Source organism: Anaerococcus lactolyticus S7-1-13 (genome assembly GCF_000758765.1).
Taxonomy (GTDB): Bacteria; Bacillota; Clostridia; order Tissierellales; family Peptoniphilaceae; genus Anaerococcus; species Anaerococcus lactolyticus.
Genome location: NZ_JRMW01000037.1, coordinates 76,109 through 96,247 on the forward strand (window position 1 = coordinate 76,109; position 20,139 = coordinate 96,247).

Consider the following 20,139-nt stretch of genomic DNA (forward strand, 5'->3'; position numbering starts at 1 on the left):
TTTACAATACCAATTTGTTTTATAAAAAAGTGCCCTAGAAAATTTCCGGGCACTTGGCTTATAATTTGCATTGATTCAAATTTTTCTAGCTTATTCTAAATTATTACGAGTATGACTACTTGTTTTAAACTTAGATTTAATAAATCCTAGTCACGCCTACTCCTATTGCCAAATAAGAGAAAGAGTCTTAACAATTGAAGGGCTGTGGCAAGGGTAGCTGCCACATAGGTAAGGGCTGCTGAACCAAGCATATCCTTAGCTCCCGGGATTTCACTTTCATCTAGGATATGAGTCCTTTCAAGGGCAAGGATAGCTCTTCTTGACGCATCAAATTCCACAGGTAAAGTTACGATTTGAAATAAAAGTGTGAGTGAAAATAGGGCAAGACCTATGGTTACTAGCTTAGGTTGGGATAAAAATACCCCTACCAAAAGAATTGGAAAAGATAATCTTGATCCAAAATTAACTGCTGGCACAATAAAAGATTTAACCCTAAGAGGGATATAGCCTTCCTTAAATTGGATAACGTGGCCAATCTCATGGAGAGCCACAGCCAAAGAAGCAATTGAGCTATCCTCAAAAGAAGTAGCAGAAAGTGCGACTTCCTTGGTCATAGGATTAAAATAATCCGACAAAGACCCACCTACCCTCTTGATAGAAATATCCCTGTAATTGTTGTAATCAAGGACCATCTGGGCAGCCTCAGCCCCAGTCAACCCGCGTTTAGACCTTATCTTTCTGTATTTATTAAATTTTGCATTTATATTAGCCTGGGCAAGCATTGAAATCACAAGGCCTATCAAGACTAAAAAATAAGTTCTATCAAAATAAAATCCGTATGGATACATAATATTCCTCTTTTCTATTTTCAAAAAATTGGTATTAAATCTATTATATTCAGGTTTTCTTAAAAGTCAAAGAAGGTCAGTGTTTCACTAGTGAGTCTATTATTCCAGGAATATTTTCTTTCAGCTTTAGTTTTAAATTTATTTTTATCTTATATTATTTCTTAGTCATTTACATGACCACTCCGTAAAAAGGGGACCCCAGGGGAACGTTCCGCACGTTCCCCCATCGGGTCCCCTTAAACCCCTTCCGTTACCCCCTCCGAGCGGCCCCTCTCGGGGGACAATGTGTTTGCCTTCGGCAAACTGTTGGTAGTAAGAATACCTTGTTTTAGTTAGTTTATATCCTTACTGATTTCTAATCATCAGGTTGCTAAAAATCGCAAACTCGCTTACGCTCAAACATGCGATTTTTTAACGCAACCCTCGATTAGAAATCTTTACCCGATAAAGGAGTGTATTAGTCTCGAGGTTCCAGAATTTGCCTGGCTCATTTGGCTTTGCCAAGCTTTGCTTATATTAGTTTTCTTCTTTGGTTTTTATTTTTCCAATTTTTTATCTATTTATATTTGATATAGGTATCAAAAGTAGGGTCGAATTTTTCTAGAAATTTATTCTTAAGCTTTGTGGCCAAAGGGTCTGTGGTGTCGGCTTCGAAGAAAATTTCTTTGTATTTTCCAAATAAATAAATTAACAAGTCATTTATAAAGTCATCTGCAAGTTTTTCCTCAAAACCTGCTAGGTAGGCGATTTCTTCGTTTTCTAGAAAGGCCGCCAGTATCATTTCTCCATTTTTTTCATAATAAAAAGCTTGATCTGGGAGGATTTCTTTGAATTTTTCATAGTCTACAGTCAGAGGGCTTACTTGTTCGTGGGTTTTTTTGTAGTATCTAAAAACCAAGTTGCTTGCCTTTTCATAAGCCATTTCTCCCTTGTTTGTTAGCTTTGTTTCAAATCTTTTTGGCCCTAGGGGATTTTTCAAATCTTCTCTGCTTACTTCTACATCGTAACATTTTCTTTTAAGGATAAAACCAGCCTTTTTCAAAAGCTCAATTAAGTCTATCTGATTAGAATCAACTCCTATTTGAAGAGGCTTCTCCTTGGCCAAAGCCTTAAAATCATCCAAACTCACCTTTTTTATATCATTTATTTTTATATATGTATGCTTGTTGTGAAATTCATTTGTAAAAATTTCCATAATTAACCTCTCATACTCAAAATTTTCAAAATGAAATGTAGATATGCACCCCCAAATTATTTTATTTCCAACACCATCTTCACATGTTCAATCCCATCGAGCAAAAAGATCTCAGAGTCTTCCACAAAGCCAGCCTTGGCATATAAATTTTTGGCGTAGGTTTGAGCTTCGATTTTGATTTCCTTGGTATTATAACACTTTTTCGCTGCCTCTATTGCCTCTTTTAAGATCAAACTGCCGAGGCCTTGTCTTCTTTTTTTTGCAATTACCCTGCCTAGATGGATATCGCCAGCTTCCTCATAAAGTCTAGCGTAGGCTAATATTTGACCACCATCCTTAAAGTAAATGTGAATGGCATCAAGGTCTTTACCGTCTATTTCAGGATAGGAACAGACTTGTTCAACGACAAAAACATCTACCCTAAGCCTTAGTATTTCATAAAGGTCATAGCTTGTTAGTTCTCCAAATTTTTTTACAAAAATTTTCATATTAAAATCTCCTCGATTTTTATATGGCCCTACCCTGGTTTTTGCCATCCAAAATATAATCAGGCAAACTTTTAAGGGCATCTTTCAATTTCTCTATCATTTTTTCCTTATTTCTCATGTGGCTTGTGACTTTTACCAAGTTTACGATATGACCAGAGGAATAGAGGACGTCACCAGGGACTTCCAAATTTTCCAAAAGAGTAATTTGCTCTTCAAGATTTTCCCTGTTGGTGGTCTCAGTAAACTCGCTCCTTTCTCGCATTTTGTATAGCTTAGACCCGTGCTGGACATCTGTCGACATTATAAAAATCCCCTTAGCAGGATAATAATTTAAAAATTCTGCAGTGGCAAGGGCGTTTTCATAAGATTTACCAGCTCCTTTTATGCCCTGCATGACAATGGCAAAGTAATCCATGCCGGCGTCCTTCATCTTATCAAGTCCTTCGTAATAGTCGCCAAGGTCTGCGCCCTTATTAAGCCAAGAAAGGACCTCCGGGTCCCCTGTCTCAACTCCAAACCAGAGCTCATTGTAGCCAGCTTTTTTTAAGAGCTTCATATCTTCAACCGACTTGTTTTTTAGGTTATAAAAACTAGCGTAGGACGTAATAGTTTTGACTTCTGGCAAGTATTTATGAATTAAATTTGAAATTTCTAAAAGCCTTTTTGTAGGTAGGACAAAAGGATCTCCATTTAGCAAGTAAATCCTCTCTATAGGCCTTGGATAAGTCTTGCTTATCTCGATAATGTCGCTTTCTATATGGCGAAGGGGTGAGATGCCAAATCTTGTGTTATGATACATCGTACAAAAAGCACAAGCATTGTGCGAACACCCATAAGTCACCTCAAGTAAGGGAGTGTAGGCTTCGAGAGGAGGCCTATAAACTTCTCCAGTATAATGCATAAAGTCTCCTTTCCTTTTATCTACTATACCTGATAATACTTTTTTACATTATCAAAAAACACACATAAAAATGACCCAAAGGCCGGGTCATTTTATAAATTTATAAGTCCAAAAGTCAAAAACATGAGATATTCTTTAATGAAATCCATGAACGTCTTATCAAATCCAATTCCAATTACTATATAAAATACGTGCACTGCAGCAAATATCACCACGAAGAGCAAAATGAGGTTGTCGTATTTTTTTCTTAAGAAAATCCCAATAATAATCAGCCACAAGGAAAGGCTTAGGGGCAAGAGGACTGGGTTTAAAAAAGTATTTTCAAAATCATATCCAAGACCAAAGTCTTCCCCAAGAAAGAAAAACAAAAGAGTGTAGGCGATTACAAGTAGGCTTGCTAGACAATATAGGTTTCGTTTTTTGTCATAATTCTTATCCATATCAGATCCTTTTATTACAAAATTTAATCAGGTTTTCTTATATCTATTATATCACATTTATAACTAAAGTATGTTTTTACATAAAAAGAAGTGGGCATTGTGCCCACCATCTTTTTCAGAAGTCTATTGATTTTTAAATTTTAAGCAATGCTTTCCTAACCAATATAAGTTCCTGTTTCGCCTTTTAGGCCGTCTAGGGCTTTTTCTAGGGATGTGATTAGTGCTTTTGCGCCTTCTTTTGATTTTACAAATGATAGGGCTGCTTCGACTTTTGGTTTCATTGAGCCTTCTGCAAATTCACCGTCTGCTAGGTATTTTTCAGCTTCTTCTACTGATAGGTGACCTAGCCATTCTTGGTTTTCTTCACCAAAGTGGATGGCTACTTTTTCTACTGCTGTGAGGATTACAAGTATGTCTGCTCCTACTAGTTCAGCAACTTTTGCAGATGTGAAGTCCTTGTCGATTACTGCGTCAACACCGATTAATTTGCCATCTTCTTTGATTACAGGAATTCCGCCGCCACCTGCTGCTACTACGATCATTCCATCGTTGTAGAGTTTTTCAACTGCTTTTTTCTCAACTATGTCGATTGGTTTTGGGCTTGGTACTACTCTTCTGTAGCCCCTGCCTGCGTCTTCTTTGAAGGTGAAGCCTTTAGCTTCTTGTTTTTCTGCTTCTTCTTTAGAATAGAATGATCCAATTGGTTTGGTTGGATTTTGGAAGGCTTTGTCTTCTTTGTCTACCAATACTTGGGTTACAAGTGATACTACAGTTTGGTCCATTTCTCTTTTTGCTAGTTCATTTTCGATAGCGTTTTGAAGATGGTAGCCGATATAGCCTTGGCTCATGGCACCACATTCAGCAAATGGCATTTCAGCTGTTTTTGCTTCTGATTTGCTAGCTGTGTCCATGGCAAGGTTGATCATGCCTACTTGTGGGCCATTGCCGTGAGATATTATTACTTGGTTGCCTTCTGCTACTAAGTCTACGATTGACTTAGCAGTTACTGCTACTGCTTTTTTTTGCTCCTCTGGGCTATTTCCTAGTGCGTTTCCGCCTAGGGCGAGTACGATTTTTTTCATTGTTTCTCCTTAAGTTTGATTTTAGTTGTTTAAGGCTCTGTCAACGTTTCTGATAAAGTCTTGTACGTTTGTTACCATTGAAACAGCTGTTACTGTTCCCCTGTCTGATAGTTTGTTTACTGCGAATTCTTGGATGTCTATTGTATACATGTAAACTGGTCTTACTACGCCGTCAAATACGTTGTAGGATGGGGTCATATTTCCTGTTGCGATTGTATATAGGATTGCGCCCATCATGATGATTGTAGATGTTTTTCTAGCGTGTTTTCTCATTTCGTTTTGAGCATCATATACGTTGTTGATTGTTTCAGGGAGTCCTAGTCTGTCACGGATGGTGCCTGCTATTACTACTGGAACATTCATTTCTACACAGGCTTTCATGAAGCCGTCTTTAACTTTTCCACTTTCTACAAGAGCCTTGGTTGAGCCGTATTTTCTTGCTAGGTTGATTGTTTTGTATAAGTTTTTGGTTGAGTTTTGTTCTTTTTCAAATTTTTCTTGGCCCCAAGTTGTGCCGAAGATTCCTTTTTCAAGGTCAAAGGCTGCAGTTTCTGTACCACAGAAGATTGCATTTACATAACCATTTCTCACCAATCTTTCAAGCGCTGCTCTTGAGTCTCTGTCTAGGGCAAGAGCTGCTCCTACTATTAGGGTTACATAACCTTTATGAGCTTTTTCATATTTTAATACTTCATAGAGGTTATCATAGTCGATTGAGAAGGCTGTTTCTCTTGATCTACCAGCTCTAAATGCAAATGTATCTTGGTGAGCATCTCCTTCTAGGAAGCCTTGGGTCCATACATAGATACCTTCTGAAGCATCTTCTGTACGTCCGATTACTACCTTGTCACCTTTTTTAAGGTTTCTAAATTCAACTATATTTACGCTTTCCTCACCTGGAGTGTCGTTTGCTACGCAAACTGTATCCATTCTTGATTGTGCTGCTAGAACCCATTTGTCGTTTATTTTGAAGTATTCTGGATAAACTGAAAGAGCGTGGTAGTTTCTAGGGCTTAGGCCATCTACCTTTACTTCTTCTAGGGTTACATTTGGTGCATTTTTTAGAAAATCTTTTTCAAAATCTGGATGATGGTATTTTGGCATTTCAAATTTCATTATTGTATCTCTCCTTCATTTCTATCAGCTTTTTTATCTGCTTCTACATATTCCATTTCAGGAATTTCCATCTCTCTAGCAAAAGCCTTGTTTGCTGGGCTTATTAGAGCTTTTTCACAGTTTACTACGAAATCTTGTACGTTTGTTACCATTGGCACGTATGCAAGATTTTCCCTAGCTGCTCCTACCTTGTGTACTACGTTTTCTGTTACGTCTACACAGTAGAGGTATACTGGTGAAATTTTTCCGTCTTTTCTAATCCTATAGCTAGATGCCATGTTGGCTACTGATAGGGAGTGGAGCATGGTTGCTATACAAATAATTACTGTTGCCTTATCAAGTTCTTTCTTTGTTTCTGTAAGTGCTCTATCTTCATCGCCTATTACTTCTGGAAGTGGACCGTCATCTCTGATTGATCCTGATAGAACAAATGGTACGTCCATGTCTGATAGGGTTTTGATAATGCCATCTTTTACATTTCCACTTGCGATAAATTCTTTTATAGAACCTGTTGTTCTTACTTCGTTTAGGAGGTCAAGGTGGTTATAGTGGCCCATTGGTTGGTTTTCTTGGGTGTAGATATTTTGGCCAAGAGCTGTATTTAGAAATCCACCTTCAAGGTCGTGGGTTGCCATAGCGTTTCCGCCTAATAGACAGTTGATATAGCCATTTTCTGCTAATTGGTTTAGAGCTTTTCTTGTATCGTAGTCAAATACTACTGAAGGACCTAGTACCCATACTATATAACCATCTTCTGAATCTCTTTCGTGTTGTAAAAGCTCGAATAGATTATCATAGTCTTCAGAGAATGATGTTTCTACAGCCTTGCCTGGTCTAGAATATACATCTTCTGGGAAGGCGTTGTTATAAACAAAGATACCGTCTTCGATTTTGCCGTCTTCGCTTACTACAACTTGTTCACCTTTTTTAAGGTCTCTTATTTCTTCTACTACGATTTTGCCGTCTTTTAGGACTGCTACGCAGTTTAATGATGTATGTTCAGGTAGGATCCACTTTCCATCAACCTTATAGAAGGTAGGCATATGACGGGTAAGGTAGAAATCATCAGGTGCAACACCGTCTTTTTCTACTTCTTGTAGGCTAATATTTTGTGCTTTCTTGAACTTTTCTTCTGAAAAGTCTGGTGTAACAAATTCTGGTACTTTAAATTCCATTTTTCTACTCCTTATTATTTTTTTCTTTCAACTTGACAGTGAACTTATTTTCACCATCAAAATCCAAGATTAATTCTGAGAATGCTTTTATTTCACTTGTGAGATTCTTCTCACAAATCAAAAAGTAAACATCCTGTTCTATAAGCTTCTTCAAGCTCCTTGCATCAAAGCCCTCATCTTTTGCATATTTGCCGAATTTATCAAAAAATCCACCTGCATAAGATAGGTTTATTTGCCTTTCTGCCAAGGCTTTTTCTAATTCCTTAAAGTTTAAGGAAATAAGCTTATCCAATTTATCATCGTCCAAACGCTTGAGTTTGAAGACATAATCGACATACTTGCCAAAGTCGACGTCGAGTTTCTCTTTGGCACTTTCATCGCCATCTTCCACAGTCATAGTTAAAACTACAATAGAATTTTTAAGGTTGATATCACGTCCCTTATTATCCTTGATAGTTCCATCTTGAACGATTTGTAAAACTAGGTTTTGAACCTCGAAATGTGCGTTTTCAATATTTTCAAAAACCAAAACACTATAAGGCTTTGTCCTTAGTGCCTGGGTCAAAACTCCTCCAAATTCGTAACCAACATAACCTGGTGGCGCTCCAATTAATTTTGTAATTGATGACTTGTCAGTAAATTCGCTCATGTCAAAGCTTAGTAGGGACTTATCACCCTCATAAAGGTAGTCTGCCAAAAGTTTGGCTATATAAGACTTACCCGAAGATGATGGACCTGTAACAATAAAGCTTAAGACTGGCTTACTTCTCTCAAAAAGTCCACCTTCAGCTATGATATAGGTATTGATAATCTTATCAATCATATCATCGCCACCTACGAATTCTTCCTTGAGTTTTTCTCTTACGATATTTATAGAATCAAGTTTGTCGTATTGGAGTTTGGACTTTGGCATCCCACTCATCTTTGAAATAATATCCTTAACCTCAGATACACCGACCTTGGTTCTTAACGGATAAAATTCGCCTTGATTTTCTATTTTCTTTAGTTTTTCGCTTACATTGTCTTTTAGACTTACAAACTTATCAAGATTTTCAAAGTCTCTCTTATCCTTAGCTTCTTCTATCTCAAAGCCTATGATGTCGATTTCTCTTTCAAGCTTGACAATAGTTTCTTGTCTTTCTTTTTCTTTATTATATAAGTCAGTTTTTTTCTCGAGTTCTTTTTCGAGTTCTTTGATTTTTTCTTCTTTTTCCTTAGACCTATGGTTCGATAGGCTGTCTTTTTCGTTCTTTAAGGCGATGTTTTCCATTTCGAGCTGGACAATTTTCCTGTGGAGCTCATCTAACTCTTCTGGCTTTTGATCTCTTGCCATTTTTACCTGGGCACAGGCCTCGTCTATAACGTCAATAGCTACATCTGGGAGTTTTCTTTCTGTCAAAAACCTCTTTGATAACTTCACTGCCTCTGTAAGCGCAGGGTCAGCTATCTTGATCATGTGGTGGTTTTCATACTTAGATTTAATTCCCCTCATGATGGCTATGGTAGTTTCTATACTTGGCTCCTCGATTAATATCTTTTGGAAACGCCTATCAAGAGCCTTGTCCACCTCTATATACTTTCTGTATTCTTCGATGGTTGTAGCACCTATTGTTAAAATATCGCCTCTTGCAAGCATCGGCTTTAGCATATTTGCTGTATCCATAGTCCCACTTGCAGATCCAGAGCCTATTATGTTGTGGATTTCATCTATAAATAGAATTATCCTACCCTTAGAATCCTTAATTATCTCAAGGATTTTCTTAAGTCTCTCCTCAAAATCTCCCCTATATTTAGCACCTGCAACGAGGGATGTCATATCTAGGGAGAAAATTATCTTATCTTTTAAATCATCTGGTACGTCACCAGCTACTATCCTCTGGACAATACCTTCAACTATGGCAGTTTTACCAACCCCCGCATCCCCGATTAAGACCGGGTTATTTTTTATCCTTCTAGATAAAATCCTGATGGCGGTTCTGGTTTCCTCTTCCCTGCCAATAACAGGGTCAAGCCTTCCTTCGATGGCTTCCTTGGTGAGGACTGTCCCGTATTTTTCAAGGTTTATTATAGTTTCTTGGTCGACGCCCTTTAGTAGGTATTCATTAAATTTCTTAGCAACAAGTTCATTGAAATTTTTATAAGTAAGCCCATGAGTCGCTGCAAGTTTTGCAGTCGGCATATCAGCTTCTCTCAAAAGAGCGAGCATCAGGTGTTCAGTCTTAATTTTTTCTTCAAACTGGTTTCTAGAAATTTCTTCTGCTATCAAAAGGGCTCTTTGGTAGGACCTAGATGTGTAAAGGGATGAAATCCCCTTGGCTGACCTCAGTTTGGTCAGAGCATTTTCTGTATCATCCAAAACATCTTGGTAGATTACCTTCAATTCCTTGAAATATGTCCTTATTAATTTTTCCTCTAAGGTCAAAATCGCATAGAAAATGTGAAGGTCAGATACCTCTACGTTATTTTTTCTGATGGCAACCTTATTGGCTTCTTTAATAATTTCCACAGAAGATTGTGAATACTTACTTATGTCCATATTTACCTATCCTAACACCATATATATTAGGTGGGCAGCAACTCCTGCTCCTAAGCCTCCTATAGTATGGCACAATATTGCATTCCCTGTCATTTCTTTTGTCTCTAAGGCATCCATCATAGCTATGTGAGTTGATAAATAGCCTGACCAGCACATACAAATTGATGTAAATACTGCTATGTCGTTTGCTGTCACTATGCCTCTGCCAGACATATCTGCTACAATACCAATGGCTGCTCCAGCTGAGCCTAGGGCTGTGATTGGTACAGCTATGGCTTCTGGTGAGTTAAAACCAAAAAGTGGGTTGATGAGGAAGGCAAGTTTTTCGCCTATCATTGGTAATATTGCAATTCCTTGGTTGGCTTCGCCTGTATAACCGTTAGCTCCTGCTCCATTTGTAAGCATGACTACTATGGTACAAATAAGGCAAACGCCTGGGATTATTGCAACACCCATGTCTACTCCGACCTTGCCACCGTCTAGGAAGGCTGTTATAAACCTAGCCCCTGCAGATCCTTCTCTGACTTTTCTATATCCATCTGGTACGTTTCCTGCTCCCTTGGTTTCAACCATCTCTTCTGTACCGTAATATTTTTTGGTCCTAGAAATCATTAGTCTAACTGATATGATAGAACCAACTACAGCACCAACGAGGCCAACTAGAGCGCCCTTCATAGCATTATCAACTGGTAGGGCCATCATAGATGTAACTGTGATAAGTCCCATACCAAAGGAAGTTCCTAGGTTGGTTAGGGCTGGCATCTGATATTTTTTGAAATATTTTCTAAAGTTATCGTCAGCTGCAAGTGTTAGTATGGCTGGGTTATCAGACATAAAACAATTTAGCATACCAAGAGAAGATGCACCTGGTAGGTCGTATATAGGCTTCATTATCTTTGAAACTAGCCTGTTTACTAAGGCAATAACGCCAAATTCTGAAAATATAGCAGATATACCACCTGCTAAAACTGCAACGGCCATCAAATATAGGCAGACATTCATCAAAAGGTCGTATGATGTGAGCATCATTGTCTTAATCATGTTTGTCCCGCCCATTATAGAACCCATATAGATAAAGAGGCCTAGGAAGGCTGCCAGAAATATAAATACCTCTGGGCCAACATCTTTCTTTATGGTTTTGTCCATTTTTAATTCGTCTCTTATTTCTTCTAATTCTTCCATTTAATCATCCTTAACAAGATAAATCTTTATTTTTTTCAAATGCTTTAACTAAAAATATCCGAAAGAATCGGACATTTTTAGTTTTATGCACCTGTTAATTAAACTTAGTTTAATTTTTTATTTACTTAGCTCCTGGGTAGAATTTAGGATCATTGAAGAATTCATCAACGAGTTCTCTAATTTCACCACTTAAGATAATCATACCAACCATGTTGGTAAATACTACTAATCCTAGGGTTGCATCAAGAAATACTCCTGCGTTATCAAATGATACAAATCCACCTAGAAGGATCATAGCACATGCTATAAATCTAACTATCTTACCTACTGTTGTACCAAATAAGTATTCACCTTGTTTTTCAGCGTAGAATACGATTACTATAATTGTAGAAAGTACAAATAGGAAGAGTGAAACTGCGATTATTGCTGTACCGATTTGACCGAAAGCAGAGTTAAATGCTCTTTCAACTCCGATATCTTTCATGTCTGGGTTTTGCCATAGACCTGTTGTTAATACAACAAGGGCAGATATTGTACAAACTATAACTGTATCAGCGATAACTTCGAAGATACCCCACATACCTTGACGGCATGGATGGTCAGTAACAGCTGTAGCGTGTGCGTATGGAGCAGAACCCATACCAGCTTCGTTAGAGTAGCATCCTCTAGCTGCACCGGCTTTGATTAATGCTGAGATACCTGCACCAGCAACACCACCACCGATAGCTCTTGGGTTAAATGCGCCAACAAAGATTTCTTTGAAAGCTGCTGGAACTTGGTCGATGTGCATGATTATAACAAGAAGACCTGCTATGATATAAACAGCTGCCATTAATGGAACCATTTTTTCTGTTACTTGAGCGATTCTCTTGATACCACCGTAAGCAACTAATACTACTAGGATAGTAATAACAACTGCGCCTACTAGACGGCTTAGACCTAATTGTTCAAGTGGGCCTACTGCTGAAATTGTTTGTAGGGTAATTGATGGAAGAATTTCAATCATGAAGAAGAAAGAAACTAAGAATCCCATTATCTTACCAAGAGTACCACCTATACCTTTTTTGAATGTATAAGATGGACCACCTACGAATTCACCATCAGCGTTTTTCTCACGGTATTTAATACCTAGTACGATTTCTGCAAATTTTGTACCTTGTCCGATAAGAGCTGCTATCCACATCCAGAAAACTGCTCCTGGACCTGCTGTAAAGATAATAGATGGAGCTACTACTATGTTAGCTGCACCTATTGATGAAGCAAGGGCTGCTGATGCTGCTTGGAATGGTGAAACTGAACCTTCGCCGCCAACATCAGATTTAAACATCTTTCCAAACGTTTGCTTAAGTACGAAAGGAAGGTATTTTATTTGAACAAATCCCATTCTGAATGAGATTAAAAGACCACCACCTAATAATACTATAAGGATAGGCCATCCCCAGAACCAACCTGTCAGTTTTGATATAATATCTAATATTGCTTGCATAATAATTCCTTTTTAATTTTATGGAGCCTTGGCCAAAAGGTTTCCTCTTAGACTAAAGAAGATTTTCAAGAATCTAAGTTTACTTCCTAAGGCCAGCCCCATCCTTGTATTTTTTTATAGTCTAGTTTAAAAAACTAGCAAAGGGTTGCATACATAACTGCTTTTATAGTATGCATTCTGTTTTCTGCTTCTTCAAATACTAATGATTGTGCGCTTTCAAATACTTCGTCAGTAACTTCTATTGATTCCATACCATATTTTTCAAATATTTCTTGTCCAACTTTTGTTCCTTTATCGTGGAATGATGGTAAGCAGTGTAGGAAGATAGCTTCTTTGTCTGCGTTAGCCATAACTTCTTTTGTTACTTGGTATGGTTTAAGAATCTTAATTCTCTTTTCCCATTCTTCTTTTGGTTCACCCATTGATACCCAAACGTCTGTGTAGATTACGTTAGCGTCTTTGCTTGCTGCATCTACATCTTCAGTAAGTGTAACTGTTGAGAAGTTTTCTGCTGCGATTTTTTCGCATTCTTTTACTAACCATTCTTCTGGGAATAATTCTTTTGGAGCACATGCTACAAAGTTCACACCAAGTTTAGCACAAACTACCATTAGAGAGTTTGCCATGTTGTTTCTAGCATCGCCGAAGTATACAAATTTAAGTCCTTTTAGACGACCAAAGTGTTCTTCGATTGTTAGCATATCAGCTAGCATTTGTGTTGGGTGCCATTGATCTGTTAGACCATTCCATACTGGAACTCCAGAATATTTAGCAAGATCTTCTACGTGTTCTTGTTTGAATCCTCTAAATTCAATACCATCATACATTCTACCAAGAACTCTAGCAGTATCAGCTACAGATTCTTTGTGACCGATTTGAGATCCTGTTGGATCTAGGTAAGTAACTCCCATGCCTAGGTCATAACCTGCTACTTCAAATGAACATCTAGTTCTTGTTGAGGTTTTTTCGAAAATAATAGCAATATTTTTACCTTCTAGGTATCTATGAGGAATGCCTGCTCTCTTCATATCTTTGAAGTTTTTAGATAGGTCTAATAAGTATCTAATGTCCTCTGTTGAAAAATCAAGTAATTTTAAGAATGATTTTCCTCTGAAATTTTTTGCCATAATAATCTCTCCTTTATTATTTTTTTGTTACCAACAAAATTTATAGTAACGATTTCACACTTATATAATATCACATATTTTAAAAATTGTCGGGACAAATCTAGCCTTATTTTTTGTCAGAAATTTAAAAACGCCAAAACTTTGACTTTTTTTGTCAAGTTTTGACGTTTTTTTGCAAAGCAAACGTTTTTATTCCTGCTTATAAATATTTTTTTAAATATCTTGAAATAAAAATAATAATAAATATTATATAATAAGGAGGATTTTTCTTATGGGAAAAAAATATGTTACACTACAGGATTCGTTTTCATCGTCTATGAACGAATCGAACCTCATCAGTTTTGATATCCAATCTGATGATGGCAAAACTCTGCCACTGATGCATAAACATAGTAGATTTTTATATATCCTAGAGGGTGAAGGCAAAATCAAAATCCAGGATAGGGTCTACAAGATGGCTCCCGGTACAGTTATATCAATCCTTCCTTGGCAAACTTCAGAAATCATCGAGGTAGAAAAGAAAATTTCCTACTACCTTTTAGTATATAATTTCAACCTTATAAATATCTATATTAAAAGCCAACTAAATCTTAACAAAGAAGACGTTGACTTTATTAAATGTCTTTATTCAAACGAGTCTGCCCTCTATGACCTTGAGGCTATCGAAAAAATCGAAGATATTTTTGAGGATATCAGAAATGAAGTAGGTGTTCATTCCTTAAACCTAATCATCCACACCAAACAAAAATTCTCAACTATCTATCTTATGTGCAAGATTACTGAACTATTGATTACCTACATGAGATATGTAGACGACAGCGATACCTTTGGAGAATCAATCGCTGCCAAGCCAGAAAATATTTTTATGTATATGTTTTTAAATTCATCTAAAGACATAAGTCTCGAAGTCTTATCAAAAATTTTTCTTATGTCTGAATCTGCAATAAGCCAGTATATCAAAGATGTCACAAACCTTGGTTTTCTTGATATTCTCCATGAAATCAGGATTTATAAGGCAAAATTTTTACTAATCCATACCTCTATGACCCTCAAAGAAATAGCTAAGGCAGTCCATTATTCAGACCCAGCCCAACTTTCAAAAGTTTTTCAATCCAAACAGTCTATAGGTACCAAAGACTTTAGGAAGCTTAACCAGCTTATAGAAGGTGATGCAACTTTCACCTTTAAGCCTGAGGACTTAAAACTTATCGACTATGTGAACGAAAATTTTGCAAGTGATATAGACATAATGGAGGTCGCAAAGAGTTTTGACCTGACCCCACGAAATATCAACAAAATTTTTGTTTATTTTATGGAGCAAAACTTCTACTCCTACCTCCACCAAGTTAGGGTCCACGCCGCCTGTGACCTTTTAGTAAACACAGACGACCCAATTGCTGATATAGCCATAAATGTCGGCTACAATTCAACAAAGACCCTCCTTAGAAATTTTTTAAAACACGTTGGTATGACCCCATCAGAATTTAGAAGTAACCACCAAGCTGATAAGAAAAACCACACTTATTAAACTTGTAATCCGCCCCTTAACTAGATGATAAAGCACTCAGGGGCGTTTTTTTATTTCAACTTATTCTTTTTCTATTTTGTTTATATCTTTAAGATCAATTATCCTATCTGAAACAACTTCAACTAGGTCCTTATTATGAGAAATAAATAAAATTCCAAGCTTGTGTTTTTTAGCAAAGTGGATTAAAAGGTGGCAAATCTGAGCCTGGGTGATGGAATCAAGCATTGTTGTTACCTCATCTGCAATTAAGTATTTAGTTTCTCTTCCTAATACCCTTGCTAGGCAGACTCTTTGGAGTTCTCCACCAGATAATTCTGTTGGAAACTTCTTCAAAAACGAATCCTCTATCCCAAATTTTTCCTTTACATCTTCGTCAACCTGCCAGCCCTCGTTTAAAATCTTCTCCACCTTCCACCTAATATTTACATTTTTTTCTGGTGCCTGGTGGACCATTTGTACTGGCAAAAATCCCCTAAGATCATTTATATCCTTGCCATCAACTGTGACACTTCCTCTTTGTGCTTTGATATAACCTGCCATTAATTTCCCGAGTGTCGATTTACCATAACCCGATGGAGCCATAAGGCCCAATACTTCTCCAGGATTTAAATCAAAGCTTATATCTTTTAAAATTTGAACTTTCCCATCGTAGGAAAAGCTTAAGTTTTCTACTTTTAGCATAGACCCTCTACCTCTTCCTTGCTTAGTAAAGTAAGCCCGTTTTCAGGTAGGGCCTTAATTAACATGCGTGAGTAAGGATTTCTTAAGTCTTCTCCGCCATTTGAAAATGCTTCTACTGGCGAAACCTCTATAATCCTTCCATCATAAAAAATTGCAATCCTATCTGCTAGAGCCAGGGCCATATTTATATCGTGGCTTATGATTAAAGATGTCTTGCCAGCCGCCTTTAGGTCTTTGAAATAAGCAATTATCTCATCTGTCGCCTTTTTATCCATGCCTGGTGTTGGCTCGTCAGCAATGATTAGCTCTGCACCAGAAAGAAAAGCATCTGCAACCAAGACCCTTCTTGCCATGCCTCCAGATAATTCAAAGGGATACATCTTGTCAACTTCCTTGCCAAGTCCGAAGTTCCTATAGACTTCTTCTTGCCTCTTATAATCGCTCCTTTTTAAGGTCAACCTCGCCTGTTTAGCAGTTTTTAGGAGGGGGTTAAGGGAATTAATTGTTTGGGGAATAAAGAAAATTTCCTTACCCCTTACTTTTTCCAGGAGGTTTTCGTCTAAAATTTTCCCCTTATAGCAGACCTCCCCCTCATAAAAACCATTATAGGGTAAAAGGCCAAGAATGGCGTGGGCGAGGAGACTCTTACCAGACCCACTCGCTCCAAATACTGCCATTATCTCGCCTTTTTTTAAATTCAAATCTAAATTTCTAACCACATCTAGCCTACGTCTTTCAAGGCCCTTTTGGTATTGAAAAAATGAAATATTTAGATTTTTTATTTCTAATATGTTCATAAAATCACCTATGATAAGAATATGGATCGAGCAAGCGACCTAAATTCTCCCCTAGTAAATTTATAGCGTAGACTACCAAACATAGGAGAAGTCCCGGGAAAAACGCTAAGTACCAGTGGCCTTGGAGTAAATATTTCATCGACTCTGATAGGATAATTCCTATGGATGGGGTCGACAAAGACAAACCAAAACCCAAAAAGCTTATGGCAGATTCGTGTAAGATTGCGTGGGGAAATAAAAGTATTAGCCCCACGATCATCTGCCCTGCTATATGAGGTAGGATGTGGTGGATAAAGATAAAAACCTTTGACTTGCCGAGAGTTTTTGATATCTTTATATAATTTTCATTTTTTAATTCTAAGATTTCTCCCCTAAGAAGTCTTGTAAGGCTGGTCCAGTGAGTTAGGGCAATGCCTAGGATGACTCCCTTGGCACCCCTACCAGTTGATACTGATATTAGAATCAAAAGCATCATGTGGGGGATGGATAAAAATATATCTATGATGAAATTTACCATCTTATCTATATTTTTATTGCCCAAACTTAATGTTAGGGAAAAAATTGAGGCTATTAAGAGAGAAGATAGACTTCCAATAATGCCTATATAAATCGAGTTTGAAAGGCCCTTAATTGTTCTAAGGGCCATGTCCCTCCCACTGGCGTCTGTGCCAAATAAGTGTTCTAAGCTTGGCGCCTTTAACTTATTTGCAAAATCTACTGCCAGAGTGTCGTCGTTTATCATAGAGCCTTTTATAAATATGAAGGAGAGAAAGGCAAGAGCGATAAAGATTAAAAGGAGGGTTTTTTTTCTAAGGCTAAGGCCCTTTTCCTCAACTCTTTGTGAGTAGGACCTGGTAATATTTTTTGTATATAAATTATTTTCGAGTTTCATCCATCCTCCTTATTCTCGGATCAATGACTAGATATAAGAGGTCACAAATCCTATTACCCAAGTATACGAAGACCCCCGAAAATAAAACCAAACCCAACAAAAGTGGTGCATCACCCCTAAGACCAGCTTGAACAGTAAGGTTGCCTATGCCAGGATAGTTAAAAACATTTTCAACAAGAACTGTTCCTGAGAAAAGTTCTGAAAATGACGTAAACAAAAGGCTTAGGCCCGGTAGAACTAGGTTTTTAAAGGCGAATTTGTTAAGGATTTGACTTTTTTTCATCCCTCTGGCCTTGGCATAGAGGACGTAATCTGAATTTAAAATGTCAATTACCTTGCTCCTTGTGTGCAGGATTAGGTTTGAAACTCCAACTAAAATCAAAGTAAGGGCTGGGAGAGCTAAGTGTTTTAAGGTATCAACAAAGGTGATATCTGCTTTTAAAACGCCAACAGGCGAACCCATGGACGATGGGAAAATTTTTAATTTCAAAGAAAATACAATAATTAATAAAATGCCCACCCAAAAACTTGGGGTTGATGCAAAAACAATAGCATAGGCTTTTATAATTTTATCCTTAAGCTTACCTGCATTTGCTCCTGAAACAATTCCAAGACCAATACCAACTAGCCCTTGAAAAATCCATGCTAGGGCCATTAACAAAATAGATCTTGAAAAACCTTCTCTGATTATATCTATAACTTCCCTACCATAAATGTTAGATACACCCAAATCTCCCCTTATTAGATGTTTAATCCAAGAAATAAACCTAATCATAAGGGGCTGATCTAGCCCCCATTGTTTGATTAATTCTTGTTTTTGACTTGGGCTTAAGCCTATAGACTTAGCCCTTGCAAAACTTGCAACGGGGTCTATAGGCGATAAGTCCAGGAGAAGAAAGGATATAAAACTAACAGCGAGGATTAAGAGAAGAAAAAGAAATAATTCTTTTACAATCCTCTTAGTCATCTATTCCCACTTCCAATTTGATATTGAATCTAAAATTGTGAAGCGAGAGCTGTGAGGTTCTATCTTAGTTTGGCCGATTTCTAGACCGTCTCTTACCATGTAAACGTGATTTTCATTTACAAGCCATACCCATGGACAATCACCTAAGTGAGAAAAACCAGTTTGGCCATCCCATTGGGCTTTCTTGAAATAGTCATAGAAATCATCTAGGTTGCCAGATGACAATCCCTTATCAAAATACTCATCTACTTTTGGATTTGAGTAGAAGTTTGTGTTATAAAAATCATAAGCTCTGTACTTGCTTGAATAAGAATAGTACATATCAAGTGGGTCATAACCACCCCAACCAAATAAAACTGCTTGGTCGTACATGTGTGGCATTACAAAGTCCCAATCACCGAACTTAGTTTCTATTTCAATACCGATTTGACGGGCTTTTTCTGCAAAATAAACTGCAAGATTTTCCCTGTCTTTATAAGCGTAATAAAGATCAAATTTAGCCTTTATACCGTCTTTTTCTCTTATACCATCAGCGCCTTCCTTCCAACCAGCTTCATCAAGCATTTTTTTAGCTCCTTCGATGTCGCCATCGTGAATTTCTGCCGTTTCTTCGTTGTACCAAGGAAGGTTATCTGCGATTGATGTAGCCTTTGTAGCTTCACCATTTAAAACGTCTTTTATTATCTCATTCCTATCCATGGCTATGTTTAGAGCTTTTCTGATAGCTATATCGCATGTAACGTTATTTCCAATAGGAGAGCCTGGTGCGATTGATTTATCATCAGTAACCTTGCCTTCGTTTGGAACATAAGGAAGAGAAATACCTCTATTGTCAATTGTCTTGATACTAATTGGGTGGAAGCCTTCGATTTTCATATCCTTAGCTGTATAAGGAACTCTGATAAGATCGCAAACTCCCTCGCTTGCTGTAGCAAGAGCTTGGTCATCATCCTTGAAGAATAAGAAGGTAATTTTCTTAAATGGACATTTTGGACCATGGTAATTTTCGTTTGGTTTAACGATCATTTCTTGGCCTTTTTTCCATTCTACAAGCTCGAAAGGTCCACTAGAAAGTGGTTTTTCACCATAATTATCATTGTAATAATTTTTAGATACTATACCTAGAGATGCGAGTGTAGATGTGAATGAGATGTCTGGTTTTTCTAGAACTAAATCTATTGTCTTATCATCTACAACTTTAGCTTCTTTAAATCTTTCTAGGTTTATGCCTGCTGCCGCTTCTTTCTTGGCTGTATTATAAGTAAAGGCAACATCTTCTGCTGTAAGTGGTGAACCGTCAGCAAATTTTAGCCCGTCTTTTAATTTAACTGTATAAGTTTTGTTGTCTACTGAAAGCTTATAAGAATCTGCTAGGTCATTTTCTATATGAAGGTTCACGTCACGTTTTAATAAAGCTGAGTGGAAGATCATAGAACTTGAATGTGAAGATTCAAATATTGGGTTAAATCCCTTTTCTGGTTCGTGGCCAATACCCAAAACCAATTCGTCTTTTGGTTTTTCTTTAGTTTTCTCTTCGGTTTTACCTGTCTCTTGACTTTCTGTCTTTACTTCTTCCTTGGCTTCTTCTTTTTTCTCGCCAGACCCACTACCACAAGCAGTTAGGGCTAAAACTAGAGCCATCAGACCAAATAATTTCTTTACTTGTTTGTTCATACATTCTCCTTAATTTTTAATAAG

At 37.4% G+C, this 20,139-nt stretch carries 18 protein-coding genes; 1 reads left to right on the forward strand and 17 read right to left on the reverse strand.

Annotated elements, in window-relative coordinates:
• Positions 1–146: 146 nt before the first annotated feature.
• The 12 genes from HMPREF1630_RS06220 to argF form a co-directional block, all read right to left on the reverse strand.
• Positions 147–848 (reverse strand): zinc metallopeptidase, encoded by a 702-nt coding sequence (locus HMPREF1630_RS06220; protein WP_037328131.1) that lies wholly within the window; start codon positions 846–848, stop codon positions 147–149.
• Between the two features lie 556 nt (positions 849–1,404).
• Entirely contained in the window at positions 1,405–2,043 is a 639-nt protein-coding gene (locus tag HMPREF1630_RS06225) for a hypothetical protein (protein WP_052039391.1), read from the reverse strand.
• A 56-nt stretch (positions 2,044–2,099) separates the two neighbouring features.
• A complete protein-coding gene (locus HMPREF1630_RS06230) occupies positions 2,100–2,531 on the reverse strand; it encodes a GNAT family N-acetyltransferase (protein WP_037328133.1) in 432 nt (143 codons plus the stop codon).
• 19 nt (positions 2,532–2,550) lie between these two features.
• Positions 2,551–3,432 (reverse strand): radical SAM protein, encoded by an 882-nt coding sequence (locus HMPREF1630_RS06235; RefSeq protein ID WP_037328135.1) that lies wholly within the window; start codon positions 3,430–3,432, stop codon positions 2,551–2,553.
• A gap of 92 nt (positions 3,433–3,524) precedes the next feature.
• The gene (locus tag HMPREF1630_RS06240) at positions 3,525–3,872 is read right to left on the reverse strand and encodes a hypothetical protein (RefSeq protein WP_037328137.1); all 348 of its coding nucleotides are present in this window, start codon (positions 3,870–3,872) and stop codon (positions 3,525–3,527) included.
• Between the two features lie 155 nt (positions 3,873–4,027).
• Positions 4,028–4,954 (reverse strand): carbamate kinase, encoded by a 927-nt coding sequence (gene arcC, locus HMPREF1630_RS06245; RefSeq protein WP_037328139.1) that lies wholly within the window; start codon positions 4,952–4,954, stop codon positions 4,028–4,030.
• A 21-nt stretch (positions 4,955–4,975) separates the two neighbouring features.
• Positions 4,976–6,070 (reverse strand): fused N-dimethylarginine dimethylaminohydrolase/saccharopine dehydrogenase domain-containing protein, encoded by a 1,095-nt coding sequence (locus HMPREF1630_RS06250; protein WP_037328141.1) that lies wholly within the window; start codon positions 6,068–6,070, stop codon positions 4,976–4,978.
• Entirely contained in the window at positions 6,070–7,245 is a 1,176-nt protein-coding gene (locus tag HMPREF1630_RS06255; RefSeq protein ID WP_004827066.1) for a putative NPN-dependent ornithine cyclodeaminase, read from the reverse strand. The genes HMPREF1630_RS06250 and HMPREF1630_RS06255 overlap by 1 nt, the downstream gene beginning before the upstream one ends.
• A 4-nt stretch (positions 7,246–7,249) precedes the next feature.
• On the reverse strand, positions 7,250–9,781 hold the full coding sequence (locus HMPREF1630_RS06260; protein ID WP_037328143.1) for an ATP-dependent Clp protease ATP-binding subunit: 2,532 nt from the start codon (positions 9,779–9,781) through the stop codon (positions 7,250–7,252).
• A gap of 6 nt (positions 9,782–9,787) precedes the next feature.
• Positions 9,788–10,963, reverse strand: coding sequence for a CD0519/CD1768 family membrane protein (locus HMPREF1630_RS06265; RefSeq protein ID WP_052039392.1), 1,176 nt, complete (start codon positions 10,961–10,963; stop codon positions 9,788–9,790).
• Between the two features lie 121 nt (positions 10,964–11,084).
• Complete coding sequence (locus HMPREF1630_RS06270; protein ID WP_004827072.1) at positions 11,085–12,449, reverse strand: alanine/glycine:cation symporter family protein; 1,365 nt, start codon at positions 12,447–12,449, stop codon at positions 11,085–11,087.
• Positions 12,450–12,583: 134 nt separating this feature from the next.
• Positions 12,584–13,576, reverse strand: a complete 993-nt coding sequence (gene argF, locus HMPREF1630_RS06275) for an ornithine carbamoyltransferase (protein WP_037328145.1) — start codon at positions 13,574–13,576, stop codon at positions 12,584–12,586.
• 271 nt (positions 13,577–13,847) lie between these two features.
• Between argF and HMPREF1630_RS06280 the strand changes: the two genes are divergently transcribed.
• Positions 13,848–15,104, forward strand: a complete 1,257-nt coding sequence (locus HMPREF1630_RS06280) for an AraC family transcriptional regulator (RefSeq protein ID WP_004827079.1) — start codon at positions 13,848–13,850, stop codon at positions 15,102–15,104.
• A gap of 60 nt (positions 15,105–15,164) precedes the next feature.
• On the opposite strand, the gene HMPREF1630_RS06285 is transcribed toward HMPREF1630_RS06280, so the two are convergent.
• From HMPREF1630_RS06285 to HMPREF1630_RS06305, 5 genes are read right to left on the reverse strand one after another with little or no spacing between them, the layout of a single operon-like run.
• Entirely contained in the window at positions 15,165–15,785 is a 621-nt protein-coding gene (locus HMPREF1630_RS06285; RefSeq protein WP_004827081.1) for an ABC transporter ATP-binding protein, read from the reverse strand.
• On the reverse strand, positions 15,779–16,582 hold the full coding sequence (locus HMPREF1630_RS06290; RefSeq protein WP_037328147.1) for an ATP-binding cassette domain-containing protein: 804 nt from the start codon (positions 16,580–16,582) through the stop codon (positions 15,779–15,781). Before HMPREF1630_RS06290 ends, HMPREF1630_RS06285 begins: the two co-directional genes overlap by 7 nt.
• 4 nt (positions 16,583–16,586) lie before the next feature.
• A complete protein-coding gene (locus HMPREF1630_RS06295; RefSeq protein WP_156095812.1) occupies positions 16,587–17,474 on the reverse strand; it encodes an ABC transporter permease in 888 nt (295 codons plus the stop codon).
• Positions 17,458–18,441: an ABC transporter permease gene (locus HMPREF1630_RS06300; protein ID WP_037328149.1), complete on the reverse strand. Its 984-nt coding sequence runs from the start codon at positions 18,439–18,441 to the stop codon at positions 17,458–17,460. The genes HMPREF1630_RS06295 and HMPREF1630_RS06300 overlap by 17 nt, the downstream gene beginning before the upstream one ends.
• The gene (locus HMPREF1630_RS06305) at positions 18,442–20,115 is read right to left on the reverse strand and encodes an ABC transporter substrate-binding protein (RefSeq protein ID WP_037328151.1); all 1,674 of its coding nucleotides are present in this window, start codon (positions 20,113–20,115) and stop codon (positions 18,442–18,444) included.
• Positions 20,116–20,139: the final 24 nt, after the last annotated feature.